Origin of the sequence: Accumulibacter sp. (assembly GCF_016789985.1) — a bacterium.
Classification (GTDB): domain Bacteria; phylum Pseudomonadota; class Gammaproteobacteria; order Burkholderiales; family Rhodocyclaceae; genus Accumulibacter.
Genome location: NZ_JAEUOL010000200.1, coordinates 1 through 14,982, shown reverse-complemented (window position 1 = coordinate 14,982; position 14,982 = coordinate 1). Strand labels below are relative to the sequence as shown.

The following is a 14,982-nucleotide window of genomic DNA, read 5'->3' as shown; positions in this document are numbered from 1 at the left end:
CGGTCGGCGCCAGGACCTTTTGTGCCAGACCGCCGGTGTAGATGCCGATGTGTCCGGTGGCGATGGCAAACTCGGTGTAGTCCTTGCTGCCGACATGCTTGCCGAGGGCAACGGTGCAGGGCGGCGGAACGATGTGATCCTTTTCGGCATAGATGTTGAGGATCGGGATCGTCAGTTGCTGCAGATCGACCTTGCGGCCGCCCACCTCCAGCGTCCCCTTGACCAGCTTGTTCCCCTTGAGGAAGTCACGGATGAATTCCTTGAACATCTGGCCGACCGCGTCGGGACCACCGAACAGCCACTTCTCCATGCGCAGGAAGTTCTGCAGCGCCGCGCGGTCGTCGAGAATGTCGATCACGTCGGCGTACTTGCCGTAGTTGAGGATGAACGGTGACGCCATCATGAACGACTCGTTGAGCACCGTGGCCGGTACGTTGCCATGCACGGCCACCATCTTCTCGACATCGGCATCGGCGCCCATGGTGAACATCAGGCCTTCGTGCGGCTTGTGGTTGGCCCGGTAGGCGTCGAAGTCGATCGGCGACACGGTCAGCACGAGGTGGCTGATCTTGTCCGGATTGAGCGCCGAGTAGGTGGTCGACATGGCGCCACCCTGGCAGATCCCCAGCAAGGCGATCTTGTCGACCCCGTGCTGCCGGCGGATGAATTCCACCGTATCGTCCAGGTAGCCGTTGAGGTAGTCGTCCATGTTGCGGTACTTGTCGACCTGGCGCGGGTATCCCCAGTCGTTGAGGTAGACGTCGATGCCTTCGTTCAGCAGGTTGCGGACCAGCGAGCGGTCCGGCTGCAGATCGGCCACCTCGTAGCCGTTGATCAGCGGCGGCACGATCAACAAGGGCGTTTTCATGATCTTCGCCTGGTCGACCAGGGCGTGGTAATGATAGACCCTGATCCCGTCCTGTTCGAAAACGATGTCCTTCGGCGTGCTGCCGATGTCGATGTCGTCGTCGGTCAGGTTGGTGAGGTTGTTGATGCCCTTGGTGAGCTTCTCGTTCAGGGCGGCGGTCTCCGCCGCGAGATCAGCGGGAAGAATCTGGATTGGGAAAGAAAACATGGGTAGCACCCTCCTAAAGGTCTGTTAGCTTATCGGCCCGAGCAACGTCGTCCGGGCCTGCTCATTCGCTCTTGGCGCGCGCCGTCGCCTTGCGCGCCGGAGCACTGGCCTTGGCCGGTGCTGCATGAGCCGCCGGGAGCAGTTCCCTTCTGAGAGTCCGCACCTCTTTCTTGAGTTCGTGGATCACCTGGTAGGCTTCGTCGAGTTCGCTGCGCGTCGGCATGTCCAGGCCACGGAAGATGTCCTCGACCACCGCGCGCTGCGCCAGCTTGAACTGCTGCTGCGCCTTGGTGAACGCGTTCTGCTTGTCGAGGAATTCCTGTTTGTTGAAGGTCACGAGCAGCGACTTGTCGGCCGTGCGATACCAGAGACCCATCAGTTGACGCACTGCGGTGATCTTCTCGCCCTTCGCGGCCACCTTGCCGAGTTCCTCGACGGTTGCCTCGACCGCCTGGGCCAGTGCCTGGGCGAAAGCGGTATGGAAGGTCAGGCTGTTCTTGCGCAGATCGACCACGGCGTCCACCAGACGCAGCAGCTTGGCGTTCTTCTCGCGCGAAGCGCCAAACAGCGGAATCTCGCCGACGCCGGCCAGCGCACTGGTATCCCCTTCCATCGACAGCAGGCGATTCAGACCGGCGGTCCCGCCGAGCATGGCCTCACCGACATGACCCGACGAAGCGGCCTGCATCAGGAACGAGAGCCAGGGGCCCATCGCCTCCGGCAGGTCCTTGCTCAGGGTGCCGCTCAGGTTGCCGAGGTGCGAACCGAGGCCGAAGCTGCGCTCGAGCATGGCCGTCGATTCCTTGGCCCATTGCTCGGCAAAACCCTTGAGGTCGGGACGCCAGTCCTTGTTGGCTTCCATGTTGGGCGCCACGATCTTCATCGACTTGAAAAAGAAGTCCATGACGCGGTTCATCGCCGCCTGGCTGCTGTTCATGCGATCCATCAGCATGCGCGCGGCCTCGTTGGTACCCCGGGTGGCGGTTTCAACGCCTTTCTTCACCGCGTCGACGGGATTTTCGCCGCCGCCCGGGAGATTCTGCAACAGCGCGGACCAGTCGCCCCACATGCGCTTCTGCATGTCGGCCCAAGCGTTGACGACGCCGCCCAGTTGCTCGTTCGGATTCTTGTTTTCCACTCCTGTGATCTCCTTTCAGTGTGTCGGACACGCCCACCGCCACGGTAGGCGGATGCCCAGCGGTAGACTGAGTGCACTCTACAACCAAACTGCGGCCGTCTGTCGACGGCCGCGATCATGCAGCTTAACTGGCGTGCAAGGCATCAGGCCAGTGCCACCACTGCATCTCCCTTGTGTTTCGCCTCGCCCTGCTCATTGGCACAGGTCAGTTCGAGACGAACACACTGTTCCCCCCCCTGCTCCAGCTTCTCGACGATCCTGCCGGTGCACACCAGGCGCTCGCCGATCTGCGTGATGGCGGTGAACCGTACGCCGAAGCTGCGGATGGCCGACTGCGGTACCCACTGGGTGAGCAGGCGACCGAGATAGGCCATGCCCAGCATGCCGTGCGCGAAGACGTCGGGCATCCCGTTCGCCCGCACGAAATCCTGGTCGAGGTGCAGCGGGTGGTGGTCGCCGGAACCCGTAGCGTACAGGGCAAGGGTCAGACGCGACACCGGCTCGGTGGTGAACGACGGGAGCATGTCGCCCACGTTGAGCGCATCAAAATTCGGTTTTGTCATCGACCTTCCCCTATGCCCGAATGACCATCACGGAGTGCACATCGCACACCAGTTCGCCCTGCCGCCGCACCTTGACATCCTTGACCACGAACTGCAGCGCGCCGTTGCGCTTGTCGTAGATGTCGGTGATCTCGCCGTCGAAGTCGAGCGTGTCGCCCGAGTACACCGGCTGGTGGTAGGTGAAGGACTGCTCGCCATGGAGCATCTTCATCAGGTCGCAACCCATGGTTTCGAGGTAATCGAAAGGGTGCTCCTTGTCCATGTCCATGCAGAAAAAGAAGGTCGGCGGCGCCAGCACGCCCGGCAGGCCGGCCTGCCGGGCGGCTTCCTCGTCGAAATAGAGGGGGTTGGTTTCGCCGGTCGCCTTGGCAAACCATTTCAGTTGCCACGCCGTCAACCGGACCGAATGTGGCGGCACTTTCATGCCTATGTGTTTCTTGTCAATCAACATCCGATTCACTCCTCGTCCACCCCGGAGACCGGGGTGGAATGCTGGTTGGCGATTTGATCAGAGAAGCTCGATGGCAATCGCGGTGGCTTCGCCGCCACCGGCACAGAGACCGGCGATGCCGCGCTTGAGGCCGCGCGCCTTGAGCGCATAGAGCAGCGTGACCAGGATGCGCGAACCGGTCGCCCCGATCGGATGGCCGAGTGCGCAGGCGCCGCCGTTCACGTTCACCTTGTCGTGCGGCAGCTCGAGGTCGTGCATCGACGCCATGGTCACCGCCGCGAAGGCCTCGTTGATTTCCCAGAGGTCCACATCGGCGGCTGCCCAGCCAGCCTTGTCGAGCAGTTTCCGGAAGGCGAACACCGGCGCCGTGGTGAACCACGCCGGGTCATGCGCGAAGGTCGCGTGGCCGACGATGCGGGCGAGCGGCGTGATGCCGGCGGCCCTGGCATCCGCTTCGCGCATCAGCACGAAAGCCGCCGCGCCGTCGGAGATCGACGACGAGTTGGCCGGCGTCACGGCGCCATCCTTCTTGAAGGCGGGCTTCAGTTTGCTGATCTTCGAGGCGTCGCATTTCATCGGCGTCTCGTCGAGCGCGATCACCTCTTCGCCCTTGCGCGAGGTGACGGTGACCGGCGCGATCTCGTCCTTGAAGACGCCCGAGGTGACGGCATTCTGCGCGCGCGTCACCGACTCGACGGCGAAAGCGTCCATCGCTTCGCGCGAGAAGCTGTACTTGTCCACGCACAGTTCGGCGAAGGCGCCCATCAGCTTGCCCTGCTCGTAGGCATCCTCGAGACCGTCGAGGAACATGTGGTCGTGCAGCACGCCATTGCCCAGCCGGTAGCCGCTGCGCGCCGTGGTCAGCACGTGCGGCGCATTGGTCATCGACTCCATGCCGCCGGCCACGGCGACGTTGACGGTTCCCGCCAGCAGCTCGTCGTGCGCGATCATCACCGACTTCTGCGCCGAACTGCACATCTTGGTCAGGGTGGTGCACGGCACCGATTTCGGCAGTCCGGCGCCGAGCACCGCCTGGCGCGCCGGGGCCTGACGCACGCCGGCCATCAGGCAGCAGCCCATCAGCGCTTCGTCGATCTCCTCGCCCTTGACGCCCGCCTGTTCGACCGCCGCCCTGATCGCCACGGCGCCGAGTTGCGGTGCGGTCAGCGAGGCGAACTGACCCTGGAAGGAACCGACCGGCGTGCGCTTGGCGCCGACAATGACAACTGACTCACTCATAAGACACTCCTTAAATGCGACAACGATTGCCCGATTGATGTTTTCTGCCGGAACCGGATCACTTCGGCGCCATCCGGATCGAGCCGTCGAGGCGGATCACCTCGCCGTTCAGATAGCCGTTCTCGCAGATGTGGCGGACCAGCGCGGCGTATTCGGCGGGTTTGCCGAGACGCGACGGGAAGGGCACCATCTTGCCCAGCGAGTCCTGCGCCGCCTGCGGCAGCCCCTTGAGCATCGGCGTTTCGAAGATGCCCGGCGCGATGGTCACGACGCGGATGCCGTGCGCCGCCAGTTCGCGCGCCACCGGCAGGGTCAGGCCGATGACGCCGGCCTTGGAAGAAGCATAGGCGGCCTGGCCGATCTGTCCATCGTAACCGGCGACGGAAGCGGTATTGACGATCACGCCGCGCTCGCCGTCCTCATTGGGCGCGTTGCGGCTCATCGCCTCGGCGGCCAGACGGATCATGTTGAAGGTGCCGACCAGGTTGATGCTGACGACGCGTGCGAAGGTCGCCAGATCATGCGGGCCGTCGCGGCCGAGCACCTTCTTGGGCGGTGCCACACCGGCGCAGTTGACCAGTCCGTGCAGGGCGCCGAATTCGCTCACCGCCAGGTCGATGGCGGCGCGCGCGCTCGCCTCGTCGGTCACGTCGGTTTTGGCAAAGCGCGCACTGGCGCCGAGTTGCGCCGCCTGCGCCTCGCCGGTCGCGGCATCGACATCGACGATGACCACTTTGCCGCCCGCGTTGACCAGGCCGCTCGCCGTCTCCGCTCCGAGCCCGGAGCCTGCTCCCGTTATTACAAACACACTGCCATTGATTTGCATGGATAACCCCCAAAAAAATATCGCGACATCACTCGATGCCGCGCTCCTGGCCTGCGCCGACGGCGACCGACAAGATCCGCATCGTCACAGAAAACTAGGTGCCGCGGGCTGCCGCGGGGAGGCTCCGAGGGGTCGGCGGGCCGTTCCCCGGCATGCTGCCCCGCAACAGGATGACCGGGCAATCCGGCCCCGACCCCCCGGCAGCGGGCCAAGCGCCGGGCAAATCCGCCACCCTCCGTTGCCCTCTGCCGCCCGCCATCCCGGCATTGTCGAATGTGGAGCACTGCCGAGTCAAGCACCAGACGCAGTGCAGCAGCCGTGCGCCGCGCAACGGCCGGCCGCCCCGGCGGCGCCGCTTGCCCTGCCTCCGGCAGGGGAAAGAGGCGCCCTTGACGGTGGCGGTTGACCTGGATCAGGGCGGGCTCGAGCGAATGCGCTACGATGTCCGGTCAGGCGGGCGCCCCGGCGCCCGCGGCTGACGATTGATGCAGCGTACAACGGAGAACCCCCATGGTCGAAACGCTCAAAGAACTTCCCGAGACCCCCAACCCGGAGGCGGCGGGCAGCGCGGCCGCCAGCGGCGCAGTCAAGCGCCGCAGCCGCACGACGACGCCGCGCCGCAAGAAAGTGGCCGACAGCGCCGCCGCACCGGCCAGCGCGCCGGCGCTGGTCGCCACGCCGCCGGCTGCCGAAGCGCCCCCTGCCGCCGCGGCAGCATCGGCCGACCCGGCCGGCGCCAGCGCGCCGCGCCTGCCCGGCGACTTCGCGCGCCGCCTCGGCGACCGCCATCTGCTCGATTCCGACGCCCTCGAGGACATCGACCGCATGACCAACATCGCCCTCGGCCAGTTCAGCGGCGGCGTCTCGCCGGCCTCGCTGGCGATGGCCTATCTCGACTGGACCGTGCACCTCGCGGCGTCGCCCGGCAAGCAGTTCCAGCTCGCCGCCAAGGCGGTGCGCAAGGCGATGCGCCTGAGCGCCTACGCCCTCTCCTCGGCGATCACCGGCAACGCGCAGCCCTGCATCAGGCCGCTGCCCGGCGACCACCGCTTCGACCATCCGGGCTGGGAGCGTTATCCCTACAACGTCATCTCCCAGGGTTTCCTGCTCAACCAGCAGTGGTGGCACAACGCCACCACCGGCATCCGCGGCGTCTCCAAGCACGGCGAGGCCGCCGTCTGGTTCACCGCCAAGCAGATCCTCGACATGAGCGCGCCGTGCAACATCCCCTTCCTCAACCCGGAGATCGTCGAAACGACGACCAACGAACGCGGCGCCAACCTGGCGCGCGGCGCCGAGTTCTATCGCGAGGACGTCCGGCGCTCCTTGCGCGACGACAAGCCGGCCGGCGTCGAAGCCTTCCGGGTCGGCGAGAATCTCGCCATCACCCCCGGCAAGGTGGTCTATCGCAACCTGCTGATGGAACTCATCCAGTACGCGCCGACCACCGACACGGTGCAGCGCGAACCGGTGCTGATGCAGTCCGCCTGGATGATGAAGTACTACATCCTCGACCTCTCGCCGCACAACTCGCTGGTCAGGTACCTGGTCGACCGCGGCCATACCGTGTTCATGATCTCCTGGCTCAATCCGGGCGCCGAGCACCGCAACCTGGGCATGGAGGACTACCGCAAGCTGGGCACCATGGCCGCCATCGACGCCATCTCGGAGATCCTGCCCGGACGCCGCATCCACACCGTCGGCTACTGCCTGGGCGGCATCCTGCTGACCATCGCCGCCGCCGCCATGGCGCGCGATGGCGACGACCGGCTGGCCAGCGTCACCCTGTTCACCACCATGACCGACTTCACCGACGTCGGCGAGATCAACGTTTTCATGGACGCCAGCGAGGTCACCCTGCTCGAGGACATGATGTGGGAGAAGGGTTACCTCGGCCACCAGCAGGTTTCCGGCGGCTTCCAGCTCCTCAAGTCGGCCGACCTCATCTGGTCCAAGATGGTGCGCGAGTACTACCTTGGGCATCGCGAACCGATGTTCGACCTGATGGCCTGGAACGCCGACGGCACACGCATGCCCTACCGCCAGCACTCCGAGGTGCTGCGCCGGCTGTACGTCGACAACGAACTGTTCCAGGGCAAGTACCTGGTCAATGGCCGCGCCATCTCGATCAGCAACATCCACGTGCCGATCTTCGCCGTCGCCGCCGGCGCCGACCACGTCGCGCCCTGGCATTCGGTATACAAGCTGCACCTGCAGAGCGACGCCACCGAACTCACCTTCGTCCTGACCAGCGGCGGCCACAACGTCGGCATCGTCAATGAACCGGGCCGGCCGCGCCGCTCCTACCAGCTCAGCGTCTGCCGCGAGGGCGAGCGCTTTCTCGATGCCGAAACCTGGAAGGAGCGCACCCCGGTCTGTCAGGGCTCGTGGTGGCCGGCCTGGCAGCAGTGGCTGCAGCAGCACTCGACCGGCAGCCAGGCCGCCCCGCCGATGGGCGCGCCCGACAAGGGCTACGTACCGCTCTGCGACGCGCCGGGCACTTATATTTATCAGCAGTAGCAGGCCCCGGTCCGGCGGCCACCGCCGCCGGCGGCTCACAGCAGGGGCTCACAGCAGGGGCTCACAGCAGGGGCTCACAGCAGGGCGTGGCGAAAATCCTCCGGCGGCAAGCCGCGCCCCAGCGACACCAGCTCGTCGCGCTCCACCGGCGCCAGCACATAAAGCGCGACGCGATCCGCTCCGGCATCGATCAGCACCGCCAGACGCGCCAGCAGCGACTGCCGCTGACGCGCGTCGAGCCAGCCCTCGAAAACGCTTTCCTGAGCCCGCCAGGCAAAGCTCCGGCACGGCTCAATCAACAATGGATGAACAGGAAGGGATCAATCAACAAGCATTATGTAGCCAGGAATAGGTGCGTTTCCATAAGTTGGCATAGCCTGACAGGCTGGCGCATCCGAGTAGAAAATCATGACCGACTCCTGGTTGGTGACGGCATTACGCAAAAACGTTAGCCAGCCGGCGCAAACCTGTGGAGTAATCTGCCCATGATTTTGATTAATGTTACATACTTGAACATGATCGCCTCGCCAGCTTGGGCGAACATACACCCCCCCATCAGAATATATCCATAGATAACCAACTTTTCCGGAACACCACTGCGGTGCTGCAACGGCCGTAGCCGAGGACAACGACAACAACATAGACGCCAAGAGTGATACCCTGATCTGTTTGCATGAAAACATGTCCGAGATCCTCATATAAAATTTTTAATGTAAAACCGTCAAGATCATGCGTGGAACCCTATTGCGGCTTACGTTTTCGGGCGTCATCGCCATTCAAAATCTGGACAACGATATCGGCTGGAGGAAATAGCCTGATCGCGATGTCCGGGGCTTCAGGGTTATGAATGCTCTTTGTGCTGCGGTAAAACAAAAAATCTGAACCATACAACTCACTCCAGCCACCAAGCACAGGAGTGGCAAGCTGGCCGGACTGAATTTTATCAACATCAGCATTCCCATCTGCCACCCACATTGAACGAAAAGTCACTACCGGGGCTGCAATGCCATAATTTGGATTGACGCTAATTTTGGCCTCGCTTCTGTCCACTGTCAAACACATGTGTGCATCTCCGCCGACCAAATACACGATGTCCAGGCATAAATGGACTGGATCAATCGTTACCTCACCAATATCTATAAACGGTCGAGCCGCATCCTCAAGTGCGGGACCTAGAATAACCGAACTTCCATAGCACACATCCTGAAGATTATTGGCTTTTGGGGGGTGCGGCTTAAAGCGCAAATTTCCATCCTGATATAGAACCATGACTTCTGGCCATGAACTGGCATCCGAGATCTTTTTGATTAGTTTTATGTAGCTTCCCGTTTCCGATTTCCCCCCAAGTCGTACGGTCATGTCCCGATTGCGCCACCAAGTTACTGATGTCCTACAGATATCGAATCTGTTAATATGATCGTCAAAGAGCAGCTTGCAATATGCCAAAGTATTGCCGCCGCCATCGATTTGCCTTACCCAGCCATTGCCTGGAAACGGGATGGGTTTTGCGTTATTCTGATTGTCCTGACAATCACTTCCAGAAAAATCCGCCGGACATCCGGAAAAAGTACTTATCGTGCCAATATATGATGGGTGAATTGCCTTCAGCTCAAAGCCGGGAGATTGGCCAGAATGTCCCACCATCTTCGAGAAAATGGGTACATTCACATTGTCGTATTCAGCACAATTTGTTCGGTACGAATTGTTCCTGGCATAATGGTCGTTTGCGTTTTCTGCCTTGACGGAAAGCGAAAAAACACAGATGCTACATAGAAAAAACGGTCGACAAAGATTAATCACATGCCGAAAAATTGGCTTCGCCAGAATAATCATCATAGCCCTCTCCAAATCCCCAAAAGCTTGTTGACCCGGACCATGCCGTGGATGGACTGGCGCATCCCCTGCACCCGGCTTGCGCTGCTCCGGGTGCAAGCTTGCCGGGCGCAGACGAAACGGTTGATCCTTTTCACGGAAAATTCCATCGCGCCGACGGAAGCCTGCCTGACGCAGACGAAACGATGCATCGTTTTGATGAAAAATTGCATCGCGCCGAGGCATCGTTGCCGGCCGCCGATGAAAGATTCCATCGCCGCGCCGGAGCTTTCCCTCTGCGCCAGGGAAAGTTCCGCCGGCGACCCGGATTCCTGCATGGCGCCGGCGCCCCGTCGCATCGCCTGACCCGCCGCTCGCGTGTCGCCGGCGCTGCGCCGGGCCGGCAGGCACGTCCGGCCTCAGGAGGCCGGCGCGGCCGGCGCCGGCTTGCGGACCCGGCGGGCAAAGCGGCGACCGAGGTCGTCGAGACTCTCCTCGAGATCACCCGAAGCGACGTTGTGCAGCTTGGCGTACTGGTAGACCAGCAGCGCCGCGGCATAAGCCTCGCTGCCCGCCGCGAAGTAGGTGTCGTCCACCCGGCGGGCGAGATGTTCCAGCGCATGGCGCAGCGGATAGAGATCCTCGACCAGCGCCACATCGGCGGCGAACTCCTTGATGTTGAAGCCGGCCGGCAGCGCCTCGGGGTGCGCCCTGGCGATGGCCAGCGCCTTGACGACGAAGGAACGGTTCATTTCTCCGAACTTGACCATGCTGGCGCGGTTGACGTCGCCCAGGCTGATCAGGAAAGGCAGGGCCTCACCCAGGCTGGCCAGGGCGGCCTCGGCCCTGGCGCGTTGCTCGGCGGTGAAAGTGGCGTCGATACGGTTCTGCGGCATCGCAAGTCTCCTCAGGAAGGCGCGTGCGAAAACATTTCGCACGGCAGGGATTAGAAAAGAAGTCGCGCCGGCGGTCAAGGACCGTCGCCGCTCGCCGCGGCGGCGCCCCGCCCGGCTCAGACGCTTCTTTCCAGCCAGGCGAGCTCATGCGGCACCTGCGCCAGCTCGGCGTCGTCGAGCAGCCTGCCCTCCGCCAGGCGGGTGGTGATGCGCAGCACCAGCGCCGCGTCGCCCGGCGCCATGACGATGCCGATGCGCCGGGCCGGCACGGCAAGGCCGAGCAGCAGGGCGAGCAGCCGCGCGCTGGCCGGGTGCCCGATCGCCGAGGTGAAGCCGCCGGCCAGCCGCTGCCGGGCTTCGTCCACCGTCAGCGGGCCGCTCAGGCGATAATCGCCGTAGGCGGTGAGCAGCGGGGAATTGAGCAGGTAGATCATCCGCCGTCACCGGTCGCCCGGTAGGCGTCGCGCATTTCGCGCTTGAGCGTCTTGCCGGCCGCGTTGCGCGGGAAGTCGTCCATGATCCGTACGGCGTGCAGGCGCTGGTAGCGCGCTCCGACGCGCTGGTTGATCCAGTTCAGCAGTTCGTCTTCGCTCGCCGTGGCGTTGGCGTGCAGCAACAGCGCGGCGACCGGCGTCTCGCCCCACTTCTCGTGCGCCACGCCGAACACCGCCACCTCGCGCACCGCCGGGTGGCGCGCCGCGACTTCCTCGATGTCCCGCGGGTAAACCTTGACCCCGCCGCTGTCGATCATGTCCTTCTTGCGGTCCACCAGGTAGAGGTAGCCCTCGCCATCGACGTAACCGAGATCGCCGGTGAATAGCCAGCCGTCGCGGATCGTCTGCTCGGTGAGATCGGGGCGACCGTAGTAGCCGAGCATCAGCGACGGGCCGCGGCCGACGATCTCGCCGACTTCCCCGGCCGGCGCGTCGCTGCCGTCTTCGCGCACGATGCGCATCTGGAAGAAGCACGGCGGGGCGCCGACCGAACCGGATTTGCGGGTCGACCGGGTCTTGTCGAGGATGGTCCAGAAACCTTCGGTCAGCCCGTAGAGTTCGTAAAAACGGTCCGGCAGCAGCCGGTTGAGCTGATCCTTGTGCTCCTGGTAGAGCGGTGCGCCGAGCGACAGGATCATCTCCAGCGAGGCGAGCTTCTCGGGCGAGAAGTTGGGCGCATCGAGCAGGGCGATGATCTGCGCCGGCACCATCATGGTGTGCGTCACCTGCTCGCGGGCGATGATCTCGATCGCCTGCACGGCGTCGAACTGGCGCTGCAGGACGTAGCGCGCGCCGAGATGGAAGCAGGGCATCAGGGTGACGAAGGCGCCGTTGAAGACGATCGCGCCGGTGTGCAGGACGACCGATTCGGGCCGCATCCGCCAGGTGGTGGCAAACAGGGTGCAATACATGGCGCGCACGAAGTGGCTGTGCATGATGCCTTTCGGCAGCCCGGTGGTGCCGCTGGTATACATGATGTTGAACAGGTCGTCCTGGCGCACGGTGACGGGGTTGGGACGACCTTCGGGGCAACTGCTGAGCAGGGCGGCGTAGGCGGGGTAGTCGCCGGTCACGCCGTCGACCATCAGAATGTGCTTGCTGCGCAGGCCGGGCAGATCGGCGCACGCCTGCTCGAGCAGCGGCGCCAGCGAGCGCTGCGAGATCAGGCAGACGGCGCCCGAATCGCGCAGCAGGCTGGCCAGGCCGGAAGCCATCAGCAGGGGGCTGAGCGGCACCAGCACGGCGCCGATCGATGGAACGGCCCAGTAAATCTCGAGCAGTTCGCGGCAGTTGGCGAGGACGGTCGCCACCCGGTCGCCCTTGCGCACGCCGAGCGACTGCAGCAGGCAGGCGCAGCGATTGACGCGCGCCGCGAAGTCGCGCCAGGTCAGACGTTCCTGCTCGAAGACGACCGCCACCTGCTCCGGTCGAAATTGTGCGTGATGGCCGATCACCGTTGCCAGTTGCAGCATGTTCTTCTCCTCCCCGAATTCCCTGTCCGACCGGACTGGCGCGCGCCGGCCGGCCCCCTGCTGCCTCATCGCAGCGCAACAAAACACTACTATACAATGCCTGCCGGGATTGCGGCAGAGGCCGCCGCCGGCCGTCGGCGCAGAGCCTTGCCGGACCCCGGCGGATGCCCCGCAGGGGGGTGCGAGGCAGGGATGAACGGCTTTCTCGGCGGACCCGAAATAAACCGCCAAAGAACCCCCTGCAGTATGAACAAACGCCGCACGGAGGAGTAGAATGCCATTGTGCGGTGCGCAATGGCGGACGACTGGCCGGGAGCCAGCGGAACGCGCTGGGCACCGGCGACAGCGGGGCTGCCTGGACCATGCAGAGGTGGCATCGCCGCTGCCGGAGTGAGCGGCATCCGTTCGCCTGACGGTGCCAGGACAGTCGTGGGTGGCCTGCTGCGGGCCGACCCGTTTTAACTCATGTTTCACGTCAAATGCTGGAGGTTGGAAAATGAATGCACTGCTCAGGGAAATGCCCGATTTCACGACGAGTTGGTGGAGGTACACGCTGGCCATGCTGCGCGCCTCGAACCGGGAAATCAGCGAGTTCAACGACAACCTCTTCATTGCCGCGCACATCGCCATGACCGCGGCGCGCGACAATCCGCTGAGCATGATGGAGACCTTCGAGATCCTCGAGCACAACGTCGGGATGGCGCGCAAGGGTCTGGCCGGCATGCAGGATAAAATGACCGACTACGCTTTCGACCAGATGGAAGAAGCCACCCGCGCCTTCCTCAACACCGTCCTCAAGTCGGAGGGCGAGAAGCTGGGCGGCTACATGCGGCGCGAAGCCGAGATCATGGAAGCGGTCTCCAACTTCAACGAGCAGATCGAGGCGATCGCCGACGAGTTCGGCTTCCATTTCAACACCGCGCACTACAAGCTGGTGCATGAGACCGATGCTTTCGAGCTCTATCAGGTGCTGCCGCTGAAGAAGGGGGTGGAAGTCCGTAACGACCTCAAGCCGGTCATCCTCGTCCCGCCCTACATGCTCGGTGTGCACATCCTCTCCTTCCTGCCCTACGAGAACAAGAGCTACAGCCACTCCTTCGCCAACGAAGGCATTCCGACCTATGTGCGTGTCGTCAAGGACATCATGACCAACGACAAGGTCCAGCAGATGACCCCGGAGCAGGACTGCCTGCAGACGCTGGAACTGTGCGCCAAGGTGAAGGAACTCAACGGCGGCAAGAAGGTGACCCTGAACGGCACCTGCCAGGGGGGTTACATCTGCCTGATGAATGTCCTGTCGGGCAAACTGCAGGAGGTCTGCGACGCGCTGATCACCAATGTGACGCCGGTGGACGGCACTTACAGCGACGCGATCAGCGGCATGCCGACGATGCACCACGATTTCATCACCACCACCCTGCCGAGTGGCAACAAGGTGGCCAACGGGTATCTGTTGAGCCTCGGCATGCGCTTCGTCGCCATCGACCGCGAGTCGCCGCTGGTCAAGGTGCTCGATCAGGCTTCGCTGCACCGGGCGACCGACCTCAACCCGGGCAAGACGCCGGCCGCCCTCTTCCGCTGGCTGCTCAAGGAACGCGTCCACCTGCCGCTGGCGATCGCCAACATGAGTTCGCACACCTTCCAGGACCCGATCGCCGATGATGGCACGCTGCCCGTCAAGCTGTTCGACCAGCCACTCAACATCAAGAACCTGGTCGATCTGAAGGTGCCGTGGTATCAGAACTACGCGATCAAGGACGACCTCGTCACGCCGCCTTGCGCCACCGCCGGCAACAAGTTCCTGGAAGGCTGGGACGGCCTCGAGTCGGTGGCCTTTTTCGGCGGCCACGTGGCCATCCTGACCAGCCCGTATGGCAAGAAGGCGCCGGTCAACGGCGCCTTCACCGACGCCAATGGCAAGGCTTCGCGCGGACCGGTCAAGTTCCAGATGGACATTTCGTGAGCGGACGGTGATCCCCTCGCCTGCCGCCCGTGCGTCGCGTCCGTCGCGGCGCGCCCGGCCAGGCAAACCGCCGGCCTGAGCGCTGCCGTTCAGGCCGGTGGCGTTTTCCGCGCGGCAGGGCTGGCCCTGCCCGGGAGATGCTGCTTCCCTGCGTTGCCGCTGGCTGTTGCCGCAGTTCCCGGGCGCGGGAATTCGAATTCACCCGTTCACCCATTCACCCTTTTTGAATCCGGAGATTTTCCTCATGACCTACGTCAACATTACCGCCGAAGTGCGCGGCAAAGTCGGCCTGATCACCCTCAACCGCCCGAAGCAGCTCAATGCCCTGAACGATGACCTGATGGACGAGCTGGGCGCCGCCCTGGGCGGCTTCGAAGCCGACGAAAACATCGGGGCGATCGTCATCACCGGTTCCGACAAGGCTTTCGCCGCCGGCGCCGACATCACCGTGATGCAGTCACTCTCTTACATGCAGGCCTACAAGGGCGACTTCATCACGCGCAACTGGGATACCCTCAAGAACTGCCGCAAGC

15 protein-coding genes are annotated in these 14,982 nt (G+C 63.6%); 3 read left to right on the top strand and 12 right to left on the bottom strand.

Translation table 11 applies throughout. The annotated features are described in order from the left end of the window. From phaC to JNK99_RS11810, 6 genes are all read right to left on the bottom strand, one after another. A partial coding sequence (gene phaC / locus JNK99_RS11835) for a class III poly(R)-hydroxyalkanoic acid synthase subunit PhaC (protein WP_291853242.1) occupies positions 1-1,075 on the bottom strand: 1,075 nt, incomplete at its 3' end. 61 nt (positions 1,076-1,136) lie between these two features. Then, positions 1,137-2,213: a poly(R)-hydroxyalkanoic acid synthase subunit PhaE gene (locus tag JNK99_RS11830; protein ID WP_291853240.1), complete on the bottom strand. Its 1,077-nt coding sequence runs from the start codon at positions 2,211-2,213 to the stop codon at positions 1,137-1,139. Positions 2,214-2,356: 143 nt separating this feature from the next. Next, a complete protein-coding gene (locus JNK99_RS11825; RefSeq protein WP_291853237.1) occupies positions 2,357-2,776 on the bottom strand; it encodes a MaoC family dehydratase in 420 nt (139 codons plus the stop codon). Positions 2,777-2,786: 10 nt separating this feature from the next. Next, entirely contained in the window at positions 2,787-3,227 is a 441-nt protein-coding gene (locus JNK99_RS11820; RefSeq protein ID WP_291853233.1) for a MaoC family dehydratase N-terminal domain-containing protein, read from the bottom strand. Between the two features lie 57 nt (positions 3,228-3,284). Then, on the bottom strand, positions 3,285-4,466 hold the full coding sequence (locus JNK99_RS11815; protein WP_291853231.1) for an acetyl-CoA C-acyltransferase: 1,182 nt from the start codon (positions 4,464-4,466) through the stop codon (positions 3,285-3,287). Between the two features lie 58 nt (positions 4,467-4,524). Next, positions 4,525-5,292 (bottom strand): 3-hydroxyacyl-CoA dehydrogenase, encoded by a 768-nt coding sequence (locus JNK99_RS11810; protein ID WP_291853229.1) that lies wholly within the window; start codon positions 5,290-5,292, stop codon positions 4,525-4,527. A gap of 510 nt (positions 5,293-5,802) precedes the next feature. On the opposite strand from JNK99_RS11810, the gene JNK99_RS11805 reads away from it, so the two are divergent. After that, positions 5,803-7,812 (top strand): alpha/beta fold hydrolase, encoded by a 2,010-nt coding sequence (locus JNK99_RS11805; protein ID WP_291853227.1) that lies wholly within the window; start codon positions 5,803-5,805, stop codon positions 7,810-7,812. A gap of 74 nt (positions 7,813-7,886) precedes the next feature. Here the strand turns inward: JNK99_RS11805 and JNK99_RS11800 are convergent, their stop codons facing one another. The 6 genes from JNK99_RS11800 to JNK99_RS11775 form a co-directional block, all read right to left on the bottom strand. Then, on the bottom strand, positions 7,887-8,111 hold the full coding sequence (locus JNK99_RS11800) for a CRISPR-associated endonuclease Cas2 (protein ID WP_291853224.1): 225 nt from the start codon (positions 8,109-8,111) through the stop codon (positions 7,887-7,889). A 442-nt stretch (positions 8,112-8,553) separates the two neighbouring features. After that, on the bottom strand, positions 8,554-9,648 hold the full coding sequence (locus JNK99_RS11795) for a hypothetical protein (protein WP_291853221.1): 1,095 nt from the start codon (positions 9,646-9,648) through the stop codon (positions 8,554-8,556). Then, complete coding sequence (locus tag JNK99_RS11790) at positions 9,645-9,962, bottom strand: hypothetical protein (RefSeq protein ID WP_291853218.1); 318 nt, start codon at positions 9,960-9,962, stop codon at positions 9,645-9,647. The genes JNK99_RS11795 and JNK99_RS11790 overlap by 4 nt, the downstream gene beginning before the upstream one ends. Before the next feature lie 81 nt (positions 9,963-10,043). After that, positions 10,044-10,520, bottom strand: coding sequence for a hypothetical protein (locus JNK99_RS11785; protein WP_291853215.1), 477 nt, complete (start codon positions 10,518-10,520; stop codon positions 10,044-10,046). Between the two features lie 116 nt (positions 10,521-10,636). After that, positions 10,637-10,954: a DUF1874 domain-containing protein gene (locus tag JNK99_RS11780; protein WP_291853213.1), complete on the bottom strand. Its 318-nt coding sequence runs from the start codon at positions 10,952-10,954 to the stop codon at positions 10,637-10,639. Then, positions 10,951-12,486: an AMP-binding protein gene (locus JNK99_RS11775; RefSeq protein WP_291853211.1), complete on the bottom strand. Its 1,536-nt coding sequence runs from the start codon at positions 12,484-12,486 to the stop codon at positions 10,951-10,953. The genes JNK99_RS11780 and JNK99_RS11775 overlap by 4 nt, the downstream gene beginning before the upstream one ends. 496 nt (positions 12,487-12,982) lie before the next feature. Between JNK99_RS11775 and JNK99_RS11770 the strand changes: the two genes are divergently transcribed. Next, entirely contained in the window at positions 12,983-14,449 is a 1,467-nt protein-coding gene (locus JNK99_RS11770) for a metal transporter (RefSeq protein ID WP_291853208.1), read from the top strand. A 244-nt stretch (positions 14,450-14,693) separates the two neighbouring features. Continuing rightward, positions 14,694-14,982: enoyl-CoA hydratase-related protein (locus JNK99_RS11765; protein WP_291853206.1), on the top strand; the 289-nt coding region annotated here is incomplete at its 3' end.

What these genes read in the sequence shown, in the direction of transcription:
- JNK99_RS11825 (WP_291853237.1), bottom strand. Translation starts at nt 2,776, where the DNA reads ATGACAAAACCGAATTTTGATGCGCTCAACGTGGGCGACATGCTCCCG.
- JNK99_RS11820 (WP_291853233.1), bottom strand. Translation starts at nt 3,227, where the DNA reads ATGTTGATTGACAAGAAACACATAGGCATGAAAGTGCCGCCACATTCG.
- JNK99_RS11815 (WP_291853231.1), bottom strand. Translation starts at nt 4,466, where the DNA reads ATGAGTGAGTCAGTTGTCATTGTCGGCGCCAAGCGCACGCCGGTCGGT.
- JNK99_RS11810 (WP_291853229.1), bottom strand. Translation starts at nt 5,292, where the DNA reads ATGCAAATCAATGGCAGTGTGTTTGTAATAACGGGAGCAGGCTCCGGG.
- JNK99_RS11805 (WP_291853227.1), top strand. Translation starts at nt 5,803, where the DNA reads ATGGTCGAAACGCTCAAAGAACTTCCCGAGACCCCCAACCCGGAGGCG.
- JNK99_RS11795 (WP_291853221.1), bottom strand. Translation starts at nt 9,648, where the DNA reads ATGATGATTATTCTGGCGAAGCCAATTTTTCGGCATGTGATTAATCTT.
- JNK99_RS11790 (WP_291853218.1), bottom strand. Translation starts at nt 9,962, where the DNA reads ATGCAGGAATCCGGGTCGCCGGCGGAACTTTCCCTGGCGCAGAGGGAA.
- JNK99_RS11785 (WP_291853215.1), bottom strand. Translation starts at nt 10,520, where the DNA reads ATGCCGCAGAACCGTATCGACGCCACTTTCACCGCCGAGCAACGCGCC.
- JNK99_RS11780 (WP_291853213.1), bottom strand. Translation starts at nt 10,954, where the DNA reads ATGATCTACCTGCTCAATTCCCCGCTGCTCACCGCCTACGGCGATTAT.
- JNK99_RS11775 (WP_291853211.1), bottom strand. Translation starts at nt 12,486, where the DNA reads ATGCTGCAACTGGCAACGGTGATCGGCCATCACGCACAATTTCGACCG.
- JNK99_RS11770 (WP_291853208.1), top strand. Translation starts at nt 12,983, where the DNA reads ATGAATGCACTGCTCAGGGAAATGCCCGATTTCACGACGAGTTGGTGG.